This window comes from Rhizobium sp. NZLR10, assembly GCF_019685125.1.
Lineage (GTDB): Bacteria > Pseudomonadota > Alphaproteobacteria > Rhizobiales > Rhizobiaceae > Rhizobium.
This window is the reverse complement of sequence record NZ_JABDWE010000016.1, coordinates 74,049-92,622: the sequence shown is the minus strand read 5'-3', so window position 1 is coordinate 92,622 and position 18,574 is coordinate 74,049. Positions and strand designations below refer to the sequence as shown.

21 protein-coding genes are annotated in these 18,574 nt (G+C 63.3%); 15 read left to right on the top strand and 6 right to left on the bottom strand.

Features of this window, described 5'->3' with window-relative positions; genetic code table 11:
• The first annotated feature begins 56 nt into the window (after positions 1–56).
• Genes HJB82_RS22660 through HJB82_RS22605 form a run of 12 tightly spaced genes read left to right on the top strand, consistent with a single transcriptional unit; the run spans position 57 to position 10,430 of the window.
• Positions 57–1,025 carry a carbohydrate ABC transporter permease gene (locus HJB82_RS22660; protein ID WP_007629705.1) on the top strand — a complete coding sequence of 323 codons (969 nt, stop codon included), beginning with the start codon at positions 57–59 and terminating at the stop codon, positions 1,023–1,025.
• Positions 1,022–1,975, top strand: coding sequence for a carbohydrate ABC transporter permease (locus tag HJB82_RS22655; protein WP_221117613.1), 954 nt, complete (start codon positions 1,022–1,024; stop codon positions 1,973–1,975). The genes HJB82_RS22660 and HJB82_RS22655 overlap by 4 nt, the downstream gene beginning before the upstream one ends.
• Positions 1,972–2,184, top strand: a complete 213-nt coding sequence (locus tag HJB82_RS22650; RefSeq protein WP_162117324.1) for a hypothetical protein — start codon at positions 1,972–1,974, stop codon at positions 2,182–2,184. The genes HJB82_RS22655 and HJB82_RS22650 overlap by 4 nt, the downstream gene beginning before the upstream one ends.
• 3 nt (positions 2,185–2,187) lie before the next feature.
• Positions 2,188–3,285 (top strand): ABC transporter ATP-binding protein, encoded by a 1,098-nt coding sequence (locus HJB82_RS22645; protein ID WP_221117611.1) that lies wholly within the window; start codon positions 2,188–2,190, stop codon positions 3,283–3,285.
• Entirely contained in the window at positions 3,278–4,306 is a 1,029-nt protein-coding gene (locus HJB82_RS22640) for an ABC transporter ATP-binding protein (RefSeq protein ID WP_207580838.1), read from the top strand. Before HJB82_RS22645 ends, HJB82_RS22640 begins: the two co-directional genes overlap by 8 nt.
• A gap of 53 nt (positions 4,307–4,359) precedes the next feature.
• A complete protein-coding gene (locus HJB82_RS22635) occupies positions 4,360–6,000 on the top strand; it encodes a dihydroxyacetone kinase subunit DhaK (protein ID WP_221141494.1) in 1,641 nt (546 codons plus the stop codon).
• A 47-nt stretch (positions 6,001–6,047) separates the two neighbouring features.
• Positions 6,048–6,668: a dihydroxyacetone kinase subunit DhaL gene (dhaL, locus tag HJB82_RS22630; RefSeq protein WP_207580840.1), complete on the top strand. Its 621-nt coding sequence runs from the start codon at positions 6,048–6,050 to the stop codon at positions 6,666–6,668.
• Complete coding sequence (dhaM, locus tag HJB82_RS22625) at positions 6,665–7,063, top strand: dihydroxyacetone kinase phosphoryl donor subunit DhaM (RefSeq protein ID WP_207580841.1); 399 nt, start codon at positions 6,665–6,667, stop codon at positions 7,061–7,063. The genes dhaL and dhaM overlap by 4 nt, the downstream gene beginning before the upstream one ends.
• Positions 7,063–7,419, top strand: a complete 357-nt coding sequence (locus tag HJB82_RS22620) for an HPr family phosphocarrier protein (protein WP_207580842.1) — start codon at positions 7,063–7,065, stop codon at positions 7,417–7,419. The genes dhaM and HJB82_RS22620 overlap by 1 nt, the downstream gene beginning before the upstream one ends.
• Complete coding sequence (locus tag HJB82_RS22615; RefSeq protein ID WP_207580843.1) at positions 7,403–8,980, top strand: putative PEP-binding protein; 1,578 nt, start codon at positions 7,403–7,405, stop codon at positions 8,978–8,980. The genes HJB82_RS22620 and HJB82_RS22615 overlap by 17 nt, the downstream gene beginning before the upstream one ends.
• Before the next feature lies 1 nt (position 8,981).
• Complete coding sequence (locus tag HJB82_RS22610) at positions 8,982–9,389, top strand: hypothetical protein (RefSeq protein WP_207580844.1); 408 nt, start codon at positions 8,982–8,984, stop codon at positions 9,387–9,389.
• A 48-nt stretch (positions 9,390–9,437) separates the two neighbouring features.
• Positions 9,438–10,430, top strand: coding sequence for a dihydroxyacetone kinase subunit DhaK (locus HJB82_RS22605; protein WP_207580845.1), 993 nt, complete (start codon positions 9,438–9,440; stop codon positions 10,428–10,430).
• A 16-nt stretch (positions 10,431–10,446) separates the two neighbouring features.
• On the opposite strand, the gene HJB82_RS22600 is transcribed toward HJB82_RS22605, so the two are convergent.
• From HJB82_RS22600 to HJB82_RS22585, 4 genes are all read right to left on the bottom strand, one after another.
• Positions 10,447–11,175: an esterase family protein gene (locus HJB82_RS22600; protein WP_207580846.1), complete on the bottom strand. Its 729-nt coding sequence runs from the start codon at positions 11,173–11,175 to the stop codon at positions 10,447–10,449.
• Complete coding sequence (locus HJB82_RS22595; protein WP_221132857.1) at positions 11,172–12,131, bottom strand: acetylxylan esterase; 960 nt, start codon at positions 12,129–12,131, stop codon at positions 11,172–11,174. The genes HJB82_RS22600 and HJB82_RS22595 overlap by 4 nt, the downstream gene beginning before the upstream one ends.
• A 198-nt stretch (positions 12,132–12,329) precedes the next feature.
• Positions 12,330–13,103 carry an alpha/beta fold hydrolase gene (locus HJB82_RS22590; RefSeq protein WP_207580847.1) on the bottom strand — a complete coding sequence of 258 codons (774 nt, stop codon included), beginning with the start codon at positions 13,101–13,103 and terminating at the stop codon, positions 12,330–12,332.
• 190 nt (positions 13,104–13,293) lie between these two features.
• Positions 13,294–13,905: an O-methyltransferase gene (locus HJB82_RS22585; RefSeq protein ID WP_207580848.1), complete on the bottom strand. Its 612-nt coding sequence runs from the start codon at positions 13,903–13,905 to the stop codon at positions 13,294–13,296.
• Between the two features lie 267 nt (positions 13,906–14,172).
• Between HJB82_RS22585 and HJB82_RS22580 the strand changes: the two genes are divergently transcribed.
• The 3 genes from HJB82_RS22580 (at position 14,173) to HJB82_RS22570 (ending at position 16,012) form a co-directional block, all read left to right on the top strand.
• Entirely contained in the window at positions 14,173–14,946 is a 774-nt protein-coding gene (locus tag HJB82_RS22580) for a siderophore-interacting protein (RefSeq protein WP_221141492.1), read from the top strand.
• 133 nt (positions 14,947–15,079) lie between these two features.
• Positions 15,080–15,571 carry a MarR family winged helix-turn-helix transcriptional regulator gene (locus tag HJB82_RS22575; RefSeq protein WP_221132855.1) on the top strand — a complete coding sequence of 164 codons (492 nt, stop codon included), beginning with the start codon at positions 15,080–15,082 and terminating at the stop codon, positions 15,569–15,571.
• Between the two features lie 27 nt (positions 15,572–15,598).
• Positions 15,599–16,012 carry an NUDIX hydrolase gene (locus HJB82_RS22570; RefSeq protein ID WP_221132889.1) on the top strand — a complete coding sequence of 138 codons (414 nt, stop codon included), beginning with the start codon at positions 15,599–15,601 and terminating at the stop codon, positions 16,010–16,012.
• 45 nt (positions 16,013–16,057) lie between these two features.
• Here the strand turns inward: HJB82_RS22570 and HJB82_RS22565 are convergent, their stop codons facing one another.
• Complete coding sequence (locus HJB82_RS22565) at positions 16,058–17,356, bottom strand: epoxide hydrolase family protein (RefSeq protein WP_221141490.1); 1,299 nt, start codon at positions 17,354–17,356, stop codon at positions 16,058–16,060.
• 126 nt (positions 17,357–17,482) lie between these two features.
• On the bottom strand, positions 17,483–18,556 hold the full coding sequence (locus HJB82_RS22560; RefSeq protein ID WP_221141488.1) for a DUF3095 family protein: 1,074 nt from the start codon (positions 18,554–18,556) through the stop codon (positions 17,483–17,485).
• Positions 18,557–18,574: the final 18 nt, after the last annotated feature.

The window sequence follows — 18,574 nt, the reverse complement described above, 5'->3', positions numbered from 1 at the left end:
GGCCGCCAGATCTCCCATATCCCAAAAGACCCACATCCCAAAGATCGGGTGAAAACTTGACCATTTCCCATTCCTCCATAGTCGAGAATGCAGTCGATGCGACAGCAAGGGCAACGCCGGTCTCGGTCGCCCGGCGCGTCCGCGGCCTCTCCGACAGGGCGATCGCCTGGCTGTTTATCGCTCCGGCGATCATCCTGCTGCTGGCGATCAACATCTTCCCGCTGATCTGGGCAATCTATCTCTCCTTCACCAATTACCGCGCCAACCGGCCGAATGCGCCGGTTCAGGGCGTCGGCCTTGGAAATTACCAGCGCGTTCTGAACGACCCCGATATCTGGCAGGCGATGCAGACCACCGCGCATTTCGTCTTCTGGACCATCCTCCTGCAGACGGTGATCGGCTTCAGCCTTGCCTATCTGATCGACCGCAAGTTTCGCGGCCATGCCTTCTGGACAACGATCATCCTGATCCCAATGATGCTGTCGCCCGCCGTCGTCGGCAATTTCTGGCGCTTCCTCTACGAGCCGCAAATCGGCCTCTTCGCCTATGCGGTGTCGCTGGTATCAGGCATTCCAACCTCCGATATCCAGATGCTCGGCAATGTCACTCTGGCGCCCTGGGCGATTATCATCGTCGATACCTGGATGTGGACGCCTTATGTGATGCTGATCTGCCTCGCCGGCCTGCGCTCGATCCCCGACTATATCTACGAAGCGGCCGAGGTCGACCGCGCCTCGCCGTGGCGCCAGTTCTGGTCGATCACCGTGCCGATGGCCCTGCCCTTCATCATGCTCGCCGTGCTCTTCCGTGGCATCGAGAATTTCAAGATGTTCGACATGGTGACGCTGCTCACCGGCGGCGGGCCGGGCTCCGTCACCGAGGTTGCCTCGATCACGCTGAAGCGCGTCGCCTTCGAAAGCTGGGCGACCGGCCGGGCCTCGGCTTTCGCCATCGTCCTCTTCGTCGCGGTGTTCGGCCTCGCCAACATCTATGTCAAGGCATTGAACAGGGTGAAGCAACGATGACCGCCGCCAACTCAGCCCATTCGGTCGTCGAACCGAACCGTTCCAGCAAGCGCATCGCCGGCACGATCGTCATCCTCTATGCGCTGATCACCCTCATCCCGCTCGTCTGGATCTTCCTGACCAGCATCAAATCGCCGCCGGATTCGATCAGTTATCCGCCGAAGATCGTCTTCACGCCGTCGCTCGAAGGTTATTGCAACCTGTTCACCACGCGTACGCGGCAGACTCCCGACTATATCGCCTCGCTGCCGGCGCCGGTCGGCACCTGCGAGGAGGTGACGCGCAAGCGCAACATGGTGATCGCCGGCCCGTCGAATTTCCTGCCGCGTTTCATCAATTCGCTGGTAATCGCCTTCGGCTCCACCTTCCTCGCGGTCTTCCTCGGCACGCTCGCCGCCTATGGCTTCTCGCGCTTCAAGGTGCCGCTTGCCGATGACCTGCTGTTCTTCATCCTGTCGACGCGCATGATGCCGCCGATTGCCGTCGCCATCCCGATCTACCTGATGTATCGCGAGCTCGGTCTGTCGGACACGGCCGTGGGCATGATCCTGCTCTACACCGCCGTCAACGTCTCGCTCGCCGTCTGGCTGCTCAAGGGTTTCATCGACGAAATCCCGCGCGAATACGAGGAAGCGGCGATGATCGACGGCTATACGAGGCTGCAGGCCTTCCGCAAGGTGGTGCTGCCGCAGGCCACAACCGGTATCGCCGCCACCGCGATCTTCTGCCTGATCTTCGCCTGGAACGAATATGCCTTCGCCGCCCTTCTGACCTCGGGCGAGGCGCAGACCGCGCCGCCCTTCATCCCGACGATCATCGGCGAAGGCGGGCAGGACTGGCCGGCTGTTGCCGCCGGCACGACGATCTTCCTGATCCCGATCCTCGTCTTCACGATTCTCCTGCGCAAGCAGCTGCTGCGCGGCATCACCTTCGGAGCCGTCCGCAAATGACCCACCTGATCGAAACACGCACCCCTGCCCGCCCAAAACGGCCGTTCTTCCTGCGCCGCGGCCCGATGGAGACCATCGCAACCGTTCTGATCGGGCTCGGCTTCCTAATGCTGTTCCAACCCTTCCTACTGGTGCTCTACACCTATTCGCTGGTCACCCTGCTTGCAGGCACGGTGATGTTCATCATCGTCTCAAAATTCCCGGAGTGAACCATGGCGGACATCCGGATCGAAAATCTCCGCAAGGAGTTCGGCAGCTTCGTCGCCGTGCAGGATTCGAGCTTCACTGTTCATGACGGCGAGTTCCTGGCGCTGCTCGGGCCTTCCGGCTGCGGCAAGACGACGACGCTTCGCATGATCGCCGGTCTCGAGCTGCCGAGCAGCGGCAAGATCTATCTCGACGGCGAGGATGTTACGTTCAACCGCGCCAGCGCCCGCGACATCGCCTTCGTCTTCCAACTCTTCGCACTCTACCCGCATATGAACGTGCGCAGGAATATCGGCTTCCCTTTGCTGTCGCAGGGCATGGCCAAGGCCGAAATCCGTCAGCGTGTCGAAGAGACCGCTCGGCTGCTGCAGATCGATCATATTCTCAACCGCTCGGTATCGGGCCTGGCCGGCGGCGACCGGCAGCGCGTGGCGCTCGGCCGTGCCATCGTCCGGCGCCCGAAATGCTTCCTGATGGACGAGCCGCTCGGCACGCTCGACGCCGAGTTCCGCGAGATCATGGTCCACGAGCTGCGTGAACTGCACAACCGAATCCACGCGACCACCGTCTACGTCACCCACGACCAGCACGAGGCGATGGCGATGGCCGACAAGATCGCCGTCATGAACCATGGCGTCATCGAGCAGTTCGGCACGCCGCAGGAGATCTATGCCAAGCCCGCAACCATGTATGTCGCCGATTTCATCGGTTCGCCGCCGATGAACTTCATGCGCTTCACCTCGGGCCTGAAAAGCGGCGACCGCTCCATCCTGCTCGACGGCGCCGATGTCGCCGTTCCCGAGATCCGAGAGGACATGGCCGAAAGCGAGCTGGCGCTCGGCGTGCGGCCGGAACATATCCGCTTCAGCGACGCCTCGGCGCTCCGCGGCGCCATCTACGGCAGCGAATATCTCGGCACCAATCAGGTCGTGGCTGTGGAAACCCCGGGCGGCCTGATCAAGGCCCGTGTTCCCGCCAATCGCAGCTTCCGGATCGGCGAAACCGTCGGCCTCGAATTCAACCCGGGAAAACTCACGCTCTTCGACTGCACGTCGGGCCGTGCGGTGGCATCCTCGCTCTATCAGGAGACCCGGCATGGCTGATGTCATCCTCAGGAACCTCGCCAAACGCTTCGGCGATACCCAGGCCTTGGCCGACCTCGATCTTTCGATCCGCGACGGCGAGTTCGTCGTGCTGCTCGGTCCCACAGGCGCCGGCAAGACCACGACGCTGCGGCTGATCGCCGGCCTTGAAAGGCCGGATGGCGGTCGCATCGAGATCGGAGGCCGCGATGTCGCCGCCGAAGCACCCGCCGAGCGCGACGTCGCCTTCGTCTTCCAGCAATATTCGCTCTATCCGCACATGACGGTTTACGAGAACCTTGCCTTCCCGCTGAAGGCGCCGGTCCGTAAGCTGAGTGCGGTGGAGATCGACCGTCGCGTCCGCGAGGTCGCGCGTATGGTCCGCATCGACCACAAGCTGGAGAACCGCTCGACCAGGCTTTCCGGCGGCGAGATGCAGCGTGTCGCGATCGGCCGCGCGTTGGTCCGCCGGCCGGCGATCTATCTGATGGACGAGCCGCTCTCCTCTCTCGACGCCAAACTGCGCGCCGAACTGCGCCTGGAGCTGAAGCGCATCCAGAAGGAACTGGGCTCGACGCTGCTCTATGTCACCCACGACCAGGTGGAAGCGATGACCATGGCCGACCGCATCGGCATCGTCGCCGAGGGGCGGCTGATGCAGGTCGGAACGCCGCGCGAGATCTACGGCAATCCCGCCAACCTGCATGTCGCAGCCCGTCTCGGCCAGCCGCACATCAACCTTCTGCCGGCGGACCTGCTTCCGGGCGGCCAGCCGCCGGCCGGCACGAAGACGGTCGGCGCCCGCACCGAACATCTCGACATCATCGTCGGCAAGGAAGCCAATGCCGCCATCGACTGGATCGAGCATCTCGGCGACCAGAACCATCTGCACATCAGGGTTGCCGATCCCAAGCAGCCCGCGCGGGATCACAAGCTCGTGACACTTGCTGATCCATATCTGGCGATTGCGCCGGGTGACCGGATCAGCCTGACGCTGCGCGATCCGCTTTATTTCGATGCGGCTGGACAGCGCCTGTCCTGACCGGCAAACAGACGTGACGATGGCATGAAAAACAAACAGACGGGTCTCGATCGATGAAACACTTCTTCAACCGCAGAGAAAGCATCGTTACCGAAGCTCTGGACGGTCTGCTCCTGACGAGCGGCAGCGGTCGTCTCGCCCGCCTCGACAGCTTTCCCGACATCAAGGTGATCCTGCGCGCGGATTGGGACAAGTCGAAGGTGGCGATCATCTCGGGCGGCGGCGCAGGCCATGAGCCCTCCCATGCCGGCTTCGTCGGCAAGGGCATGCTGACGGCGGCCGTATCCGGCGAAATCTTCGCCTCGCCGAGCGTCGATGCCGTGCTGACGGCGATCCGCGCCGTGACCGGCCCGAAGGGCGCGCTGCTGATCGTCAAAAACTACACCGGCGACCGCCTGAATTTCGGCCTCGCCGCCGAAAAAGCGCGCGCCGAAGGCTTCGACGTCGAGATGGTCATCGTCGCCGACGATATCGCCATCCCCGACATCAACCAGCCGCGCGGCGTCGCCGGCACGCTGTTCGTCCACAAGATCGCAAGCTATCACGCCGAAAGGGGCGACGACCTGAAGACCGTCGCGGCCCATGCCGCCTCAGCAGCGGGCGACATCGTCTCGCTTGGCATGTCACTCTCCACTTGCAGCGTGCCCGGCCAGGCGCATGAGGATCGTCTCGGTGCCGACGAGGGCGAACTCGGCCTCGGCATCCATGGCGAGCCGGGCGTCGAGCGCATCACGCTGCAGCCGGTTGCCGATATTGTCGCGACCATGGTGGCGCGCCTGTCACCGACATTGCGCGAAGGAGCAGGCCACGCCCTCCTCATCAACAATCTCGGCGCCGTGCCGCCGCTCGAAATGGCGGTCATTGCCAATGCCGTGCTCTCCTCGCCGCTTGGCCGCCGCGTCCGGCTGATCATCGGGCCGGCGCCGATGATGACCGCGCTCAATATGAACGGTTTCTCGCTGTCGCTGATCCGGCTGGATGCCGCTCGCGAGGCGGCGCTGACGGTGGCGGTCGAACCGCATGCCTGGATGCCTGCCGTCGAACGCCACGAGATCAACGTCATCGCCGCACCGAGGGCGGCGGCCGGCATGAATGGCGCGGCCGCAGCCGGGGAAAACACGCGCAACCGTCGCCTGATCACGGCGCTCTGCGAGCATCTGATCTCGCAGGAAAGCGAACTCAACAGGCTGGACGGCCGCGTCGGCGACGGCGATACCGGCTCGACAGTGGCGACAGGCGCCCGCAGCGTGCTTGCCCGCCTCGACACGCTGCCGCTCGACCGGCCGGCGGCAACGCTCGCCTCGCTCGGCGATATCCTCGGCACCAGCATGGGCGGGTCGAGCGGCGTGCTGCTGTCGATCTTCTTCACCGCGGCGGCAAAAGCGATGGCTGACAAAGCCGACATCGCCGCAGCCCTTCTTGCCGGGCTCGATAGGATGACGTTCTATGGCGGCGCCGGAGTCGGCGACCGGACGATGGTCGATGCCTTGGCACCCGCCTTGAAGGCCTTTGCATCCGGCGATATCGCCGCCGCAGCGAGGGCTGCGGCAGCCGGTGCCGAGTCGACGAAGACGATGATGAAGGCGAGAGCCGGACGCGCCTCCTATGTCGGCGAAAGGGATCTGGCGGGCGTCGCCGATCCCGGCGCCGTCGCGGTTGCCGGCGCGTTCGGGGTGGTGGCAAGCCTCGTCTGACCGGAGTAAAGTTTGAGAGCCGCGTGGCAGGCGCGGCGACAGGGAGGATGGCAGTGCAGGCGGAACCGGTGCTAGTTGCGGGATTGATCGAGGTGTGCCGCGCGGCAATCGCGGAAAACAGCGATCACCTCTGCGCGCTTGATCGGGCCATCGGCGATGGCGACCACGGAACCAATATGCGGCGCGGCTGCGAAGCGGTGAGCGCCGAAGGCGAAAGCCTGTCCAGCCTGCCCTTCCCCGACGCAGTGGAAAAGATCGGCCTGACGCTGGTAATGAATGTCGGCGGTGCCGCCGGGCCGCTCTACGGCACGCTGCTGATGGAGATCGGCCGTGAGCTTCGCAAAAGCGAGGCGAAGGCCGATTTTTCGCTGGTGCTGAAGCAGGCGATCGACGCGGTGGCAAGGCGCGGACGGGCGCATGCCGGCGACAAGACATTGCTCGACGTGCTCTATCCCGTGCATGCGGCACTCGCCCGCCGCTCACCGCTCGGCACGATCGCCCGCAAGGCCGAACGTTCCGCCAGCCGCACGGCTGATATGAAGGCGATGCGCGGGCGCGCGGCCTATCTCGGCGACCGTTCGATCGGCCACGTCGATCCCGGCGCCTCGAGCTGCGCACTATTGACCACGGCGATCTGCCGTTATCTCGGGGAGCACCGTCCGGAATGAATGGAAAGACCGCAAATGTGGGCATCGTGATCGTCTCCCATTCGCCGCTTGTGGCACGGGGCATCGCCGACATGGTGCGGCAGATGGTCGGCGACTGCGTGCCGCTCTCCTGGTCGGGCGGCAACGTCCATGGCGAGCTCGGCACCGATGCCGGCGGCATCCTCAGAGCGATCGAGGCCGCCTGGTCCGATGCCGGGGTTGCCGTCTTCGTCGATCTCGGCGGTGCCGAAACCAACAGCGAGATGGCGATCGAAATGCTGGGCCTTCCCCGCTCGGCCCTCGTCTCCATCTGCAACGCCCCGCTGGTCGAGGGCGCCGTCATCGCCGCCGCCGAGGCGTCGGGGGGCGCGTCACTGGCCAAGGTGGTCGCCACAGCCGAGGAACTATCGCCCTGATGACGAGCGGATTGCGCATTGAGAAACAGGAGCCCGAGCGATTGCCCGAGCCATCTAAGGTGAATTGCCAGACGGAGGTCGAAGTCAAGCACGGTGTCGGGCTGCATGCCCGCCCCTCCGTCACCTTCACGCGGCTTGCCAAGTCCTTCCCTTGCTCGATCGAGGTCGCGGTCAACGGCAGCGATGTCTGGCTGAACGGCAAGAGCATCATCAAGATCATGGGCGCGAGAATCCGCAAGGGGTCGATCCTCAGGATCCGCGCCGACGGCATTCTTGCAGAAGAGGCGATCCGCGCCCTGAAGGGACTCATCGAGCGCAATTTCGATGAGGAAAAGAAACATGGCCGGACCGCTTAGACTGAAAGCGAAGAGCGCATCCCCGGGCATCGCATCCGGCCCGGCCTTTCTGGCCGAGCGGCCAGGCGCTCCCGCCGCGCCTCGGACCGCCGGCGGATACGCCGCGCTGGAAAAGGCGATCGACATCTCGATCGGCGAACTCGAGCGCCTTGCCGAGGGAGCCGACGCCGAAAGCCGCGATATCATCGATTTCCAGATCGAGGTGCTGCGCGATCCGACGATCGCGGAAGCGACCGGCGCCCGCATGGAAACCGACGCGAACGTCGTCTTTGCCTGGGTCGCCACCCTCGACGCCTATATCGGTGAACTCGAAGCGGCCGACGAGGAGCAGATGCGGGCGCGTGCCGTCGATATTCTCGACATCAAAAACCGCGTGCTCGGCGCGCTCGCCGGCACCCCGATCGCCGATTTCCCGTCCGGCTCCGTCTTTGTCGGCAAGGACATGGAGCCCAGCCGCTTTCTCGCCCATGACTGGTCGAACGGCGGCGGCATCGCGCTGTTTGCAGGCAGCACCGCCGGCCATGTCGCCCTGCTCGCCCGGGCGAAATCGGTGCCGATGGTGGTTGGCACGGGCCGCTTTTCGGCCGTGGACGGAGATCCTGTCAGCGTCGACGGAAACGCCGGTGCGGTCGTCCTGCAGGCGGGCAGCATGCTGATCCCGCCGCTCGCACCCGCACAAGCGCCTGCCGGCGACACACAAACCGCTGGCGGTGAGCTGCGCACGGCGGACGGCGTGCCGATCCTGCTCTCGATCAACATCAACGAGCCCGCCGAGATCGATGCGCTCGATCCGGCAACGGCGGGCGTCGGCCTGATGCGCTCGGAATTTTCAACTGCCTCGGTCGCCGATGCAGCCAACGAGGAGCGGCAGCTGGCAATCTATCGCCGCGTGCTGGAGCAGGCGGGCGAAAGGCCGGTGACGATCCGCATGCTCGATATCGGCGGCGACAAGCCGCTCGCTGGCCTCGAAGACCTGCCGGCTCTCGCCTCGGGCTTGCGCGGCATCCGACTGCTGCTTGCCCAGCCGGAAATCGCCCGCGTCCAGGCACGCGCCCTGCTGCGCGCCGCCGTCTTCGGTAGGCTTTCGGTGATGCTGCCGATGGTGACCTTTCCCGACGAAATCGACAGGATGCGCGAGATATTCCGCGAGGAGGCCGAAAAGCTCGGCCGCCGTTCCCTGCTCCACCGCATGCCGCCGATCGGCATGATGGTGGAGGTGCCGGCGGCGGCATTGATGCTCGACACCTTCGGATCTGCGGCATTCTTCTCGTTCGGAACCAACGATCTCACCCAATATCTTGCCGCCTCCGCCCGAGAGGACGTCGACGCCGATGCCGGCAAGGCAGCACCCGCCGTGCTCCGGCTGATTGCCGAGGCGGTGAAGCTTGCCGCTGGCAAGCCGGTCAGCATCTGCGGCGACATGGCCGGCGATCCCAGCTATCTGCCTGCACTGCTCGCTGCCGGCCTCCGGCATTTTTCCGTGGCGCCGGCCCGGCGTCCCGCGATAAGATCGGCGATCATCGGCCTCAATGCCGATGGCACAAGGGCAGCCGGAGAATAGAATGGCGCGCGAAGACACCGAAGACGCCATTATCGCCTACAAGTCCATTCTGGCGCAGATCATCGACAACAGGCCATCGGGCACGCGCCAGCGCCTGGCGACGGCGCTTGGAAAGCATCGCAGCTTCGTCACCCAGATCACCAGCCCGACCTATGCGACGCCGCTGCCGGCGCGCCATCTCGCGACGATCGTCCGCGTCTGCCACTTCAGCGCCACCGAACAGGAGCGCTTTCTCGAAGCCTATCAGGCCGCCCATCCCGGAAAGCTGCCGGATGTCGGCCACTCAGAGAAATTGCGGCACCTGTCGCTGATGGTGCCTGATTTCGGTGACGACAGGAAAAACCGCCTTCTTGAAGAGGCGATCTCCGATCTGGTGCAGAAGATCGTCGCAATATCGGACGCGGAATGACGAGTGAGCCGCTTGACGTAACGTAATGCTTTTGGCCTTGGGGGCTTGATGAAGAAGTTCATGAACACTGCGGAAACCATGGTCGCCGAAAGCGTCGAAGGCTTCGTGCGCGCCCATGAGGCCTTCGTGGTGTTCGGGGCCGAGCGCAGATGCATCCGCCGCCGCCATCTCACCCCTGGCAAGGTGGCGCTGATCTCCGGCGGCGGCGCCGGGCATGAACCGATGCATATCGGCTTCGTCGGCCACGGCATGCTGGATGCCGCCTGTGTCGGCCATATCTTCACCTCGCCGACGCCGAGCCAGATCATTGCCGCCATCGAAGAGGTCGATACCGGCGCCGGCTGCCTGCTCGTGGTCAAGAATTACGACGGCGACCTGATGAATTTCGAAATGGCCATCGAGATGGCAGGCGACCGCCATAACCTCGACATGGTCGTCGTCAGCGACGACATCGAGACGTCGAGAACCGGTGATGGCCGCGGCCGGCGCGGTGTTGCCGGCACGCTCATCGTCGAAAAGATCCTTGGTGCTGCGGCCGAACGCGGCATGTCGCTCGCCGAGTTGAAACAGCTTGGCGAGGGGATGAACACACGCATCCGCTCGATGGGTGTGGCGCTGAACGGCGTGACGGTGCCGCAGACCGAGCGCACGACGTTTACGCTCGGACCCGGCGAGATGGAAATGGGCGTCGGCATCCATGGCGAACCCGGCCATGCCCGGCAGCCCTTCGCTGCCTCCGACGCCATCATCGGCCATCTCTGCGAGACCATCTTTGGCGACATCTCAGTGACGCCGGACAGCAAAGCACTGCTGTTCGTCAATGGCCTCGGCGGCACGCCGCCTGCCGAACTCTACCTCGCCTATAATGGCGCCCGCCGTTTCATCGAGGAGAAAGCCATCCCGATCGAGCGCTCACTGGTCGGAACCTACGTCACCTCGCTCGACATGCAGGGACTATCGATCACCCTCGCCTTGCTGACCGACGAGGAGATCGCGCTCTGGGACGCGCCGGTGGCGACTGCAGCGCTGCATTGGCCATAAGGGTGTACCACAGACGTCAGATGTAAAGCGCCGCCATCTTCCGCCAGGCCCCGGCGCGGTGGGCGCGGCCGTCCCAGACATGCAACTGATGGCGAATATTCTTTTCGCCGAGCAGCCGGCTGAGATAGCGGTTGTTATCGAGGAAGGGATCGGCATCGCCGATGGTGAGAACGATGTCGCGCTCACGTAGCCTGTCGAGCCGCCAGTCGGAGCCGAGGCCGGGCAGGAAATGCGTCGGCGTGTGGAAATAGACGCTGTCATCGTAATAGCCGTCGAACAGGTCGCTAAAGGATTCTACCTTCATCGTGAGGTCGTAGCGTCCGGAAAAGGCGACGAGCTTGCAGAAGAGATGCGGATGGCGAAAGAAGAGGCTCGCCGCCTGGAAGGCGCCGAGGCTGCATCCATGCACGATGGTGCAGTCATGCGGGTTCTTCGCCGCCATCAGCGGCAGCACCTCGTTGAGGATATAATCCTCCAGTGCGACATGTCGGCGGATACGCTCGGCCGGATGGCGGTCAGAGCCATAAAGGCTCTCGGCGGCCAGTCCCTCGATGCAATAGAGTTGGAGTTGGCCGGCCTGCAGTTTGTCGGCTAGGCTTCCGACCAGGCCAAGCTGCTCATATTCCAGGAAGGTCCCTTCCCGCGTCGGAAACACCAGCACCTTGGCGCCGGCATGGCCGAAAACCAGCATCTCCATGTCTCGATGCAGACGCTGACTGTACCAGCGCAGGTATTCGCGGTTCATGGCACCCTGAAGAACTGTCCGATCTTGTCGCGGAGAACCGCCTCTTGCTCAGCACTTCCAGGGTAGTCGAAATGCCCGGCGTCCAGGATGAAGATTTCATTAAATTTCGGTATCGAATTGGCGACAGCAAACTGGCAGGGCGGCGCCACCGAAGGATCGAAAAGCGCCACTGCCGTCAGCATCGGCACCTCGATCCGCCGTGCTGCGGTCGCCGCATCGTAGAAGCTGAGCGTTTCGAGCACATTTCCATGCTCTGCCTGATATTCCTGCACCGATTGTGCGCTGCCGACGCTCGGCAGGTCGAGGCGCAGCGGCTGGTGCCCAAAACTCGGCAGCGCCAGATGGCCGCGATCGATGCGCTCGTCGTAGGCGATCGCTATTGCCCCGACGCCGCCGCCGAAGCTGATGCCGCTGTAGCCGATATTCCCCGAGAGCCAGGGATAGAGCGCGTCAAGCGTCGAGACGGCTAGCCAGATATCCTCGACGCAGCCGCCGATGATATAGGAGTCCAGCTTGTCGATATTGTACAGCACATGCCAGGACGGGTTTTCGGAAATCGGCGGATGGGCGCTGAGCGACAGCCCGCGGCAGCAGGGAAAGATCAATGCCGTTTCCTTGACCGGTAGGTCGAAATCCGGATGATCCCGCCCGCCGTAACCGTGCCCGACGACAAGGCCGCGCCGCACCTGCCCCTGACGCGGCAAGATGAGCCAACCGCCGATCCGGAACGCATCCGTGGAGACATAGACGAGATCGAGCACATGCCAATCTGGATGGGTGATCTCGCTGCGGGAAAGCACTGGCTGCGGATCGACCGTCAACGCCTTGCGATAACGCCCCTCCCAGAAATCGTCGAAACCATCAGGCGCTTTGGGCGGCTTGACCGCAAGAAGCTCTTCGAGCTGCATGCCGTAGGTCGGATCGAAGGAGAATGGGTGGGTTGTGGGGATACTCATCTGGACTTTGTCGCGTGAAAGCACCGGTCGCGCAAGACGATGTGACGGCTACTTTCCCACCCGCTCTCGCCAGCAGCGCTCATGCGCAGGCCAAAGGCCGGAGCCTCGAAGGGCGGGGGCGGGTGACGTGCACTACGACGGTGCATCCGCTATGCACAGAGTAACCGTCCCATAGACACCACCGCCCGGCGTCGGAAATTACTGCCCGGCCGCCTCCAGGATCAGCTGGGTGATCTCGTCGGGATGGGAAATCAGCGAGAGGTGGCTGGCCTTCACCTCGACCGTCTTTGCCCCCATGCGCTTGGCCATGAAACGTTCGAGATCGGGATTGATCGTCCGGTCTTCGGTCGAGACGGCATACCAACTCGGCTTCGAACGCCAGGCGGCCTGCGTAGTCTTGCCGGTCAGCAGCGCCTTCTGGAATGGCTGCTGCACGGCATAAAGTACTTTCGCCCTCGCCTCCGGCAGGTCCCCGGCGAAATCGCGAAGGAAGGCCGCTTCGTTCAAGCGTCCCTCGTCGCCGTCGAAGACGATGCCGGCCGAAGCCGGCGGCGTCGGGAAGGTCTTCGCAAGCGCGGTATAATCCTCACCCGCATCCGGCGCCCGCGCAGCGACATAGACGAGCGCCGAAACGTTGGGATGAACGCCAGCCTCGGTGACCATCATGCCGGAAAACGAATGCCCGACCAGAACCGTCGGGCCATCCTGCCGGTCGAGCACCCGCTTTACGGCGGCGACGGCGTCGGGCAACGTCGTCAGCGGGTTCTGTGCAGCCGTGGCGTTCAGTCCGGCAGCCTGCAGGCGCGCGATCACCTCGGTCCAACACGAGCCGTCGGCAAACAGCCCATGCACCAGCACGACATTGCGCGCCTTCACCGGAGCCGATGTCGCGGCCATGCCGCGGCTGGAGAGAAGAGTGGCGGCGGCGCCGGCAACGAGGGCGGCCGAGAAAGTCCGTCTGTTCATCATCATGATCTGGTTTCCTCACATGTTGAGACTGTCGAAGGGGCAAGAGCATGGGTTCGAGATCGGGGATCCGGACCCGGTGAAAATCGGTTAGTCGATAACACCGTGTCGGATCGCTCATCTGAGGCGCGAGGTCATCCGCCTCCCGGCATTCGACGCAGCCGGCCTGATCGCTAAAACCAACCTCGCCTCAACCTCAGTCGAAATGGCTGACCTCGAGCCCGTTGCCGACCGGCAGCAGCACACTTGATATGCCCGGCTTGGCGCGGATGGCTTCGCCGTAGCGTCCGACATCGTCGCCTCCCGGACGCAGCATATTGTCAGCGACGATGATCGCGCCCGGATTGAGTTTGGGATAGAAGGCCTCGAGGCAGGGAAGGTAGAGATCCTTCCAGAGATCCACAAGCACGAAGTCGATGCCCTGAGAAAGCGCGCCGATCATCTGGACTGCGTCCCCGACCTTGAATTCGACGTGGTCGGCAAGACCCGCCTTGACGGCCATGTCGCGCGCATAAGCCGACTTGTAATCGTGCATTTCCATGGTGATCAGCCGGCCGCCGGAGGCACGCGCGGCGTCTGCCAGCCATATCCCTGAATAGCCGAAGGAGGTGCCGAGTTCGAGAATGGTCGGCGCCCTGAGGCTCCTGGCGATGATATTGATGAACTGTCCGGTCTCTGGTCCGACCGCGCGCAGCCGCTGGTCCTGTCCGCCATCGCGGCCGCCCGGAGGCAGCTCGCGCGGGCTGTTGTGCTCCGTCTCGATCATCGCGTGATAGATGCTGAGCACTTCCTCGATCCTGCTGTCCATCAGGCCCGCCCTTCCGTCCTTGCGATTGATGGCCGACTTTGCCCGACCGAATTGGCTGCGAAAAGTTAAACTTCGGCAATCATCGGATTTCGCAGCCGCCATGCGGTTGCACGCGCCGCCACCGTCGGCTACATCAAACCCGTCAATGGCCGGGTCACCCGGCCACGTAAGCGTTAACGTCACTCAACGCGTATGATCGAACGGCTTTGCGGCTTCGATCTGCGCGACTTTGTCCTGCGGATCGAGTTTCAAAGCTCCTGAGGACACATGGACAACAATCAACCCAAAGACCAGACGTCGCCGGCCCCTGCCATCGAGCGGGTGCGCCACGATACGCGACGGCGCACGCTGACGGCCGAAAGCGTCGTCGATATCACCCCCGGCATGCGCCGCATCACGTTGACCGGCGACGATCTTGCCGATTTCATCAGCCTTGCGCCCGACGACCACATCAAGATTTTCGTACCGGCCGCCGATGGCGGAGAAGAGCGCCGTGACTACACGCCGCGCCGCTATGATAATGCCGGGCGGAAATTGACCATCGATTTCGCCTTGCACGAGGCAGGCCCGGTGACGCGGTGGGCGATCGGCGCCCGCCCCGGCGACAGGCTCGAAATCGGCGGGCCAAGAGGCTCCGCCGTGGTTTCCGCGAACGTCAAACGATGGCTGCTGATCGGCGACGAAACGGCGCTCCCGGCGATTGGCCGCCGGATCGAGGAGAGCCCCGCCGGAACTATCATCACCACAGTCGCAGCCGTCACCGGCCAGGTGGAAGAGCAGACCTTCGACACGTCAGCCGAATTGCACGTCCACTGGGCGCACCGGCCTCTCTCCAAGGCAACCGATGCCGCAGCCCTGCTGAAACTGCTGGCCACGGTCGATATCCTGCCGGAAACTTTCATCTGGGTCGCGGCGGAAGCCTCGGTGACACGCGATATCCGCGCCTATCTGCTGACGGAAAGAAGCTACCCGCTCGGCTGGATCAAAGCGTCCGGTTATTGGGTGTTCGGCAAGGCTGATGCGACGGAAAAATTCGCTTAAGCCGTAAGACCCCGACACTGGCCGCCGCTCCAGAAATTGGGGCGACGGCCCGACAAACCCACTGCCGTCGCCATTGCGATTTAATCGGATACGATATATATTGCGTTGATAAATGCCGAAACAGGATAGACCCATGCCCGCGCCTAAAGCAAAACAGCCAGCATCAAGCTCCCCCAAGACTGACGGTGACGGCCGTAAGCTTTCGAACTTCCTGTGCTTCGCGGTCTATTCGGCCAATCTCGCCTTCGGCCGCGCCTACAAGCCGGTCCTGGACGCGATCGGCCTCACTTATACCCAGTATATCGCCATGGTCGCCCTTTCCGAGGAGGACGAACAGACGGTCAGCATGCTGGGGGAAAAACTGTTTCTCGAATCCAACACGCTGACGCCCATTCTCAAGAAGCTGGAGTCAGTCGGCTTTATCACCCGTCATCGCGATCCCGCCGACGAACGGCAGGTGCGGGTGAGCCTGACGCCGGCGGGACGCGATCTTCTCGAAACCGATCCCAGCTCGGCCCTGATCGACGCCGTCGGCCTCGGCGAAGATTTCCCCGTCGTACAGAAATCGGTCACGCGGCTGCGTGACAACCTGCTACGGGCGCAAGCCGAACCGGAAAAATCATGATCGCGTCACATGTCGGCACCTGGTGACATCCCCGAGATTGCAATCGGCGCATTGATTGAGAATGGGAGTGTTCTTCTCGCAAGGCGAAGTTCCGAACGCAAGACGCACCCGGATCGGTGGAGTTTGCCGGGCGGTCATGTCGAGAGCGGCGAAGACGCCGAGACGGCGATGCGCCGGGAATTGTTGGAAGAAATCGGCGTGACGCCGCAGCACTGGAAATTGGCAGGAAAGCTCGTTTCGGAAAGCCCGCCCGGGGCATCCGCCACCATCCACGTCTATCACGTCGATCGATGGCAGGGCTCTCCGCGACTTATCGGTGATGAACACACAGCGCTCAGATGGTTTACCGCCGCGGAAATAGAATGCGAAACCGAGCTGGCGCCGCCTAAGCTCGGTCAAATCCTCGCAAAGCTCGTTTTGCAGCAGAGCCGCAAGGAGTGAAAGCGCGTCGCGCGAAGCCGGTTCGGCACAACGCGCTTTTTTGCCTTACTGGCGCAGAGATCGGAATGCCGTCCTCAGCTCAGCCGTCATGGCCATCGGCTGTTCCCAGGCGGCAAAGTGGCCGCCCTTATCGAGCCTGTTGTAGTGAATGAGCTTCGGATAAGCCTTCTCCGCCCAGCTCTTTGGCGCCGCATATATCTCATCGGGAAAGGCACTCACGGCAACCGGAATCTTGATGCCTCTAGGGTCGAAGAAGCCTCCGCTTGGAAAATGCGCATTGTCCCAATAGAGCCGCGCCGAAGAAATTGCGGTATTCGTCAGCCAGTAGAGCGTGACGTTGTCGAGGATATCATCCTTCGTCAGCCCCTCGGACTTTCCATCGAAAACACGAGCGATCATCTGGTAGCTGCGAATGTCGTGGTCGAGCATCCAGGCGGCTAGGCCGACCGGCGAATCGACGATCCCATAGAGGGTCTGCGGCCGATTGTTCATCTCGATGGCATAGCCCAGCCCGTTCTTGTAGAAGTCGTCGAGCTGGTCCCAGGCCTGTTTTTCCTCAGCAGAAAGGCCCGCGGGCGCCGGCCCGCCGGCTGCGAGCGCCTTGGCGATATCGGCCGGAACCGTAGCCGCCATGTTCGTGTGGATGGCGAGCAATCCCGGCGGTTCCTGCAAAGCCATCAGCTCGGTGACCGCGTTCCCCCAATCGCCGCCCTGCGCCACGAACCTTGTGTAGCCGAGGCGCTGCATCAGCGTCACCCAGGTGCGGGCAATGCGAGGAGGATTCCAACCCGGCGCCGTCGGCTTGCCGGAGAAGCCATAGCCTGGCAGCGATGGGATCACCACATGAAACGCGTCCGCTTCGCCACCGCCATGCGCGGTCGGGTCGGTGAGTGGCTCGATGATCTTCAGTTGCTCGATGATCGAGCCAGGCCACCCATGGGTGACAATGATAGGCAGCGCATTTTCATGCTTGGAGCGGACGTGGATGAAGTGGATATCCAGCCCATCGATCTCGGTGACGAACTGCGGCAGCGCATTGAGCCGCGCCTCCGTCTTGCGCCAGTCGTAATCCCTCGCCCAATGGTTCGCGAGCTTCTGGATCGTCTCGTACCGTACGCCCTGGCTATCATCCATGACGGTCTCTTTGTCCGGCCAACGGGTCGCCGCGACGCGCCGGCGCAGATCGCCGAGTGCCTCCTCGGGGAAGTTGACGCTGAAGGGGCTGATCTCCTCGCCATTCGCCTCGGCGCCGCGCGTTCCGGCAAGCATTCCGATGGCCCCGGCTACGGCGGTTGCGGCCAGCAGTTCGCGCCGGGTGGGCATTGATAGGGATGTCGGTGACATGTCGCTTTCCTCTCCGTTCGATCTGCAGGAATGGACGAGGATCGACTGGCCGACCTCGTTGCAACAGTAGGTCCTTCGCGTCTGCCCGGACTATGCGCCCGGGCTATGGAGGGGTCAATTACCCTGTCAGTCTATGTCTCGACCGCCGCGAATGGGCCTCTCAGGCTGACGCGATGCGACGGCCAGCGCACCCTCCTCCATCATCTCGGCCGCCTTGGCATAACCGCCGCCCGCTCCGTCGAGGAAATGCAGGTGCGAATCCGGGCTGCCGGATGGCACGAGGCAGGTCATCAGCGCATGAGATTGGCGATGCAGACCGAAGCTGATCTCGCCGCGCGCTCGTGCAGCAACGAGGATGGCTTCGACGCTGTCGATCTGCTCCGGCGTGCAGTCCAGCGTCAGGCGCAGGCCGTCGTCGAATTTGCGGAAATCCGAATTGGAGGCGACCTCCGGCCAGCGCGGAGCATCGACCCACTTTCCGCGGTCCCTGTGGACAGCCATATTTCCGGAAAGCGGATGAGACCGGCGCGGCGCCGCATCGAAAACCGCAAGCACGCGCTTCGCCAGCGCTGCAAAGACCTCTGGGCCGGTATCGTCACGAGGCTCGACCAAGAGCGACAGGATCTCGCCCCGCTGGCTAGGGAACGGCGCCCAGTCGCAGCTCAGGCCGGTCAGGTTAGGCCTCATCGCATAACGGCCGGGCTTCACCAGATAGCGGCCATTCTTGATCTGCCGCTCCGCCCATTTGAGCCCGCCTCCCGCAAACATTGCATAGGTCACACTCTCGGATGCGGCATAGCGCGCGATCCTGACATCACGTCCGTTCGCGCGGATTTCGCCGGCGGTGACGAGCCCGACACGCAGGTCGAGATGAAGATCGGTTTTGGCAAAGCCCGCAACATCACGCAAGGCCGATGTCGCGGCCATGATGCCATTCGCCGGCAAGGCGAAGGCGGCTCCGTCTCCGCGAAACACGAAGGGGAAATCAAACGAGCCCCAAGCATTGCCGAGTGCGGCGATGATCGATGCGCCAGCATAATTGACGTCTTCATAGCGCCCGGAGCGGATCGCCGCGGTCGAGCTGACGACGTCGGTGATGCCGATCAGCCAATCGTCAGGCAGCGGCTCATAGACATCGGGATCGAGCACTAGCGAAAACTCGTCATAGGCCTGGCGCGGCTCTGGCTCGCTGTGGATCATGGCACTTCCTCCGATCGG

Bases quoted from the DNA above. Each gene is read 5' to 3' on its own strand.
- HJB82_RS22585 (WP_207580848.1), bottom strand. From the start codon at position 13,905: ATGGACAGCAGGATCGAGGAAGTGCTCAGCATCTATCACGCGATGATC.
- HJB82_RS22590 (WP_207580847.1), bottom strand. From the start codon at position 13,103: ATGATGATGAACAGACGGACTTTCTCGGCCGCCCTCGTTGCCGGCGCC.
- HJB82_RS22595 (WP_221132857.1), bottom strand. From the start codon at position 12,131: ATGAGTATCCCCACAACCCACCCATTCTCCTTCGATCCGACCTACGGC.
- dhaM (WP_207580841.1), top strand. From the start codon at position 6,665: ATGAATGGAAAGACCGCAAATGTGGGCATCGTGATCGTCTCCCATTCG.
- HJB82_RS22575 (WP_221132855.1), top strand. From the start codon at position 15,080: ATGCCCGCGCCTAAAGCAAAACAGCCAGCATCAAGCTCCCCCAAGACT.
- HJB82_RS22655 (WP_221117613.1), top strand. From the start codon at position 1,022: ATGACCGCCGCCAACTCAGCCCATTCGGTCGTCGAACCGAACCGTTCC.
- HJB82_RS22640 (WP_207580838.1), top strand. From the start codon at position 3,278: ATGGCTGATGTCATCCTCAGGAACCTCGCCAAACGCTTCGGCGATACC.
- HJB82_RS22650 (WP_162117324.1), top strand. From the start codon at position 1,972: ATGACCCACCTGATCGAAACACGCACCCCTGCCCGCCCAAAACGGCCG.
- HJB82_RS22580 (WP_221141492.1), top strand. From the start codon at position 14,173: ATGGACAACAATCAACCCAAAGACCAGACGTCGCCGGCCCCTGCCATC.
- HJB82_RS22600 (WP_207580846.1), bottom strand. From the start codon at position 11,175: ATGAACCGCGAATACCTGCGCTGGTACAGTCAGCGTCTGCATCGAGAC.
- HJB82_RS22620 (WP_207580842.1), top strand. From the start codon at position 7,063: ATGACGAGCGGATTGCGCATTGAGAAACAGGAGCCCGAGCGATTGCCC.
- HJB82_RS22605 (WP_207580845.1), top strand. From the start codon at position 9,438: ATGAAGAAGTTCATGAACACTGCGGAAACCATGGTCGCCGAAAGCGTC.
- HJB82_RS22635 (WP_221141494.1), top strand. From the start codon at position 4,360: ATGAAACACTTCTTCAACCGCAGAGAAAGCATCGTTACCGAAGCTCTG.
- HJB82_RS22560 (WP_221141488.1), bottom strand. From the start codon at position 18,556: ATGATCCACAGCGAGCCAGAGCCGCGCCAGGCCTATGACGAGTTTTCG.
- HJB82_RS22610 (WP_207580844.1), top strand. From the start codon at position 8,982: ATGGCGCGCGAAGACACCGAAGACGCCATTATCGCCTACAAGTCCATT.
- HJB82_RS22615 (WP_207580843.1), top strand. From the start codon at position 7,403: ATGGCCGGACCGCTTAGACTGAAAGCGAAGAGCGCATCCCCGGGCATC.
- HJB82_RS22645 (WP_221117611.1), top strand. From the start codon at position 2,188: ATGGCGGACATCCGGATCGAAAATCTCCGCAAGGAGTTCGGCAGCTTC.
- HJB82_RS22565 (WP_221141490.1), bottom strand. From the start codon at position 17,356: ATGTCACCGACATCCCTATCAATGCCCACCCGGCGCGAACTGCTGGCC.
- dhaL (WP_207580840.1), top strand. From the start codon at position 6,048: ATGGCAGTGCAGGCGGAACCGGTGCTAGTTGCGGGATTGATCGAGGTG.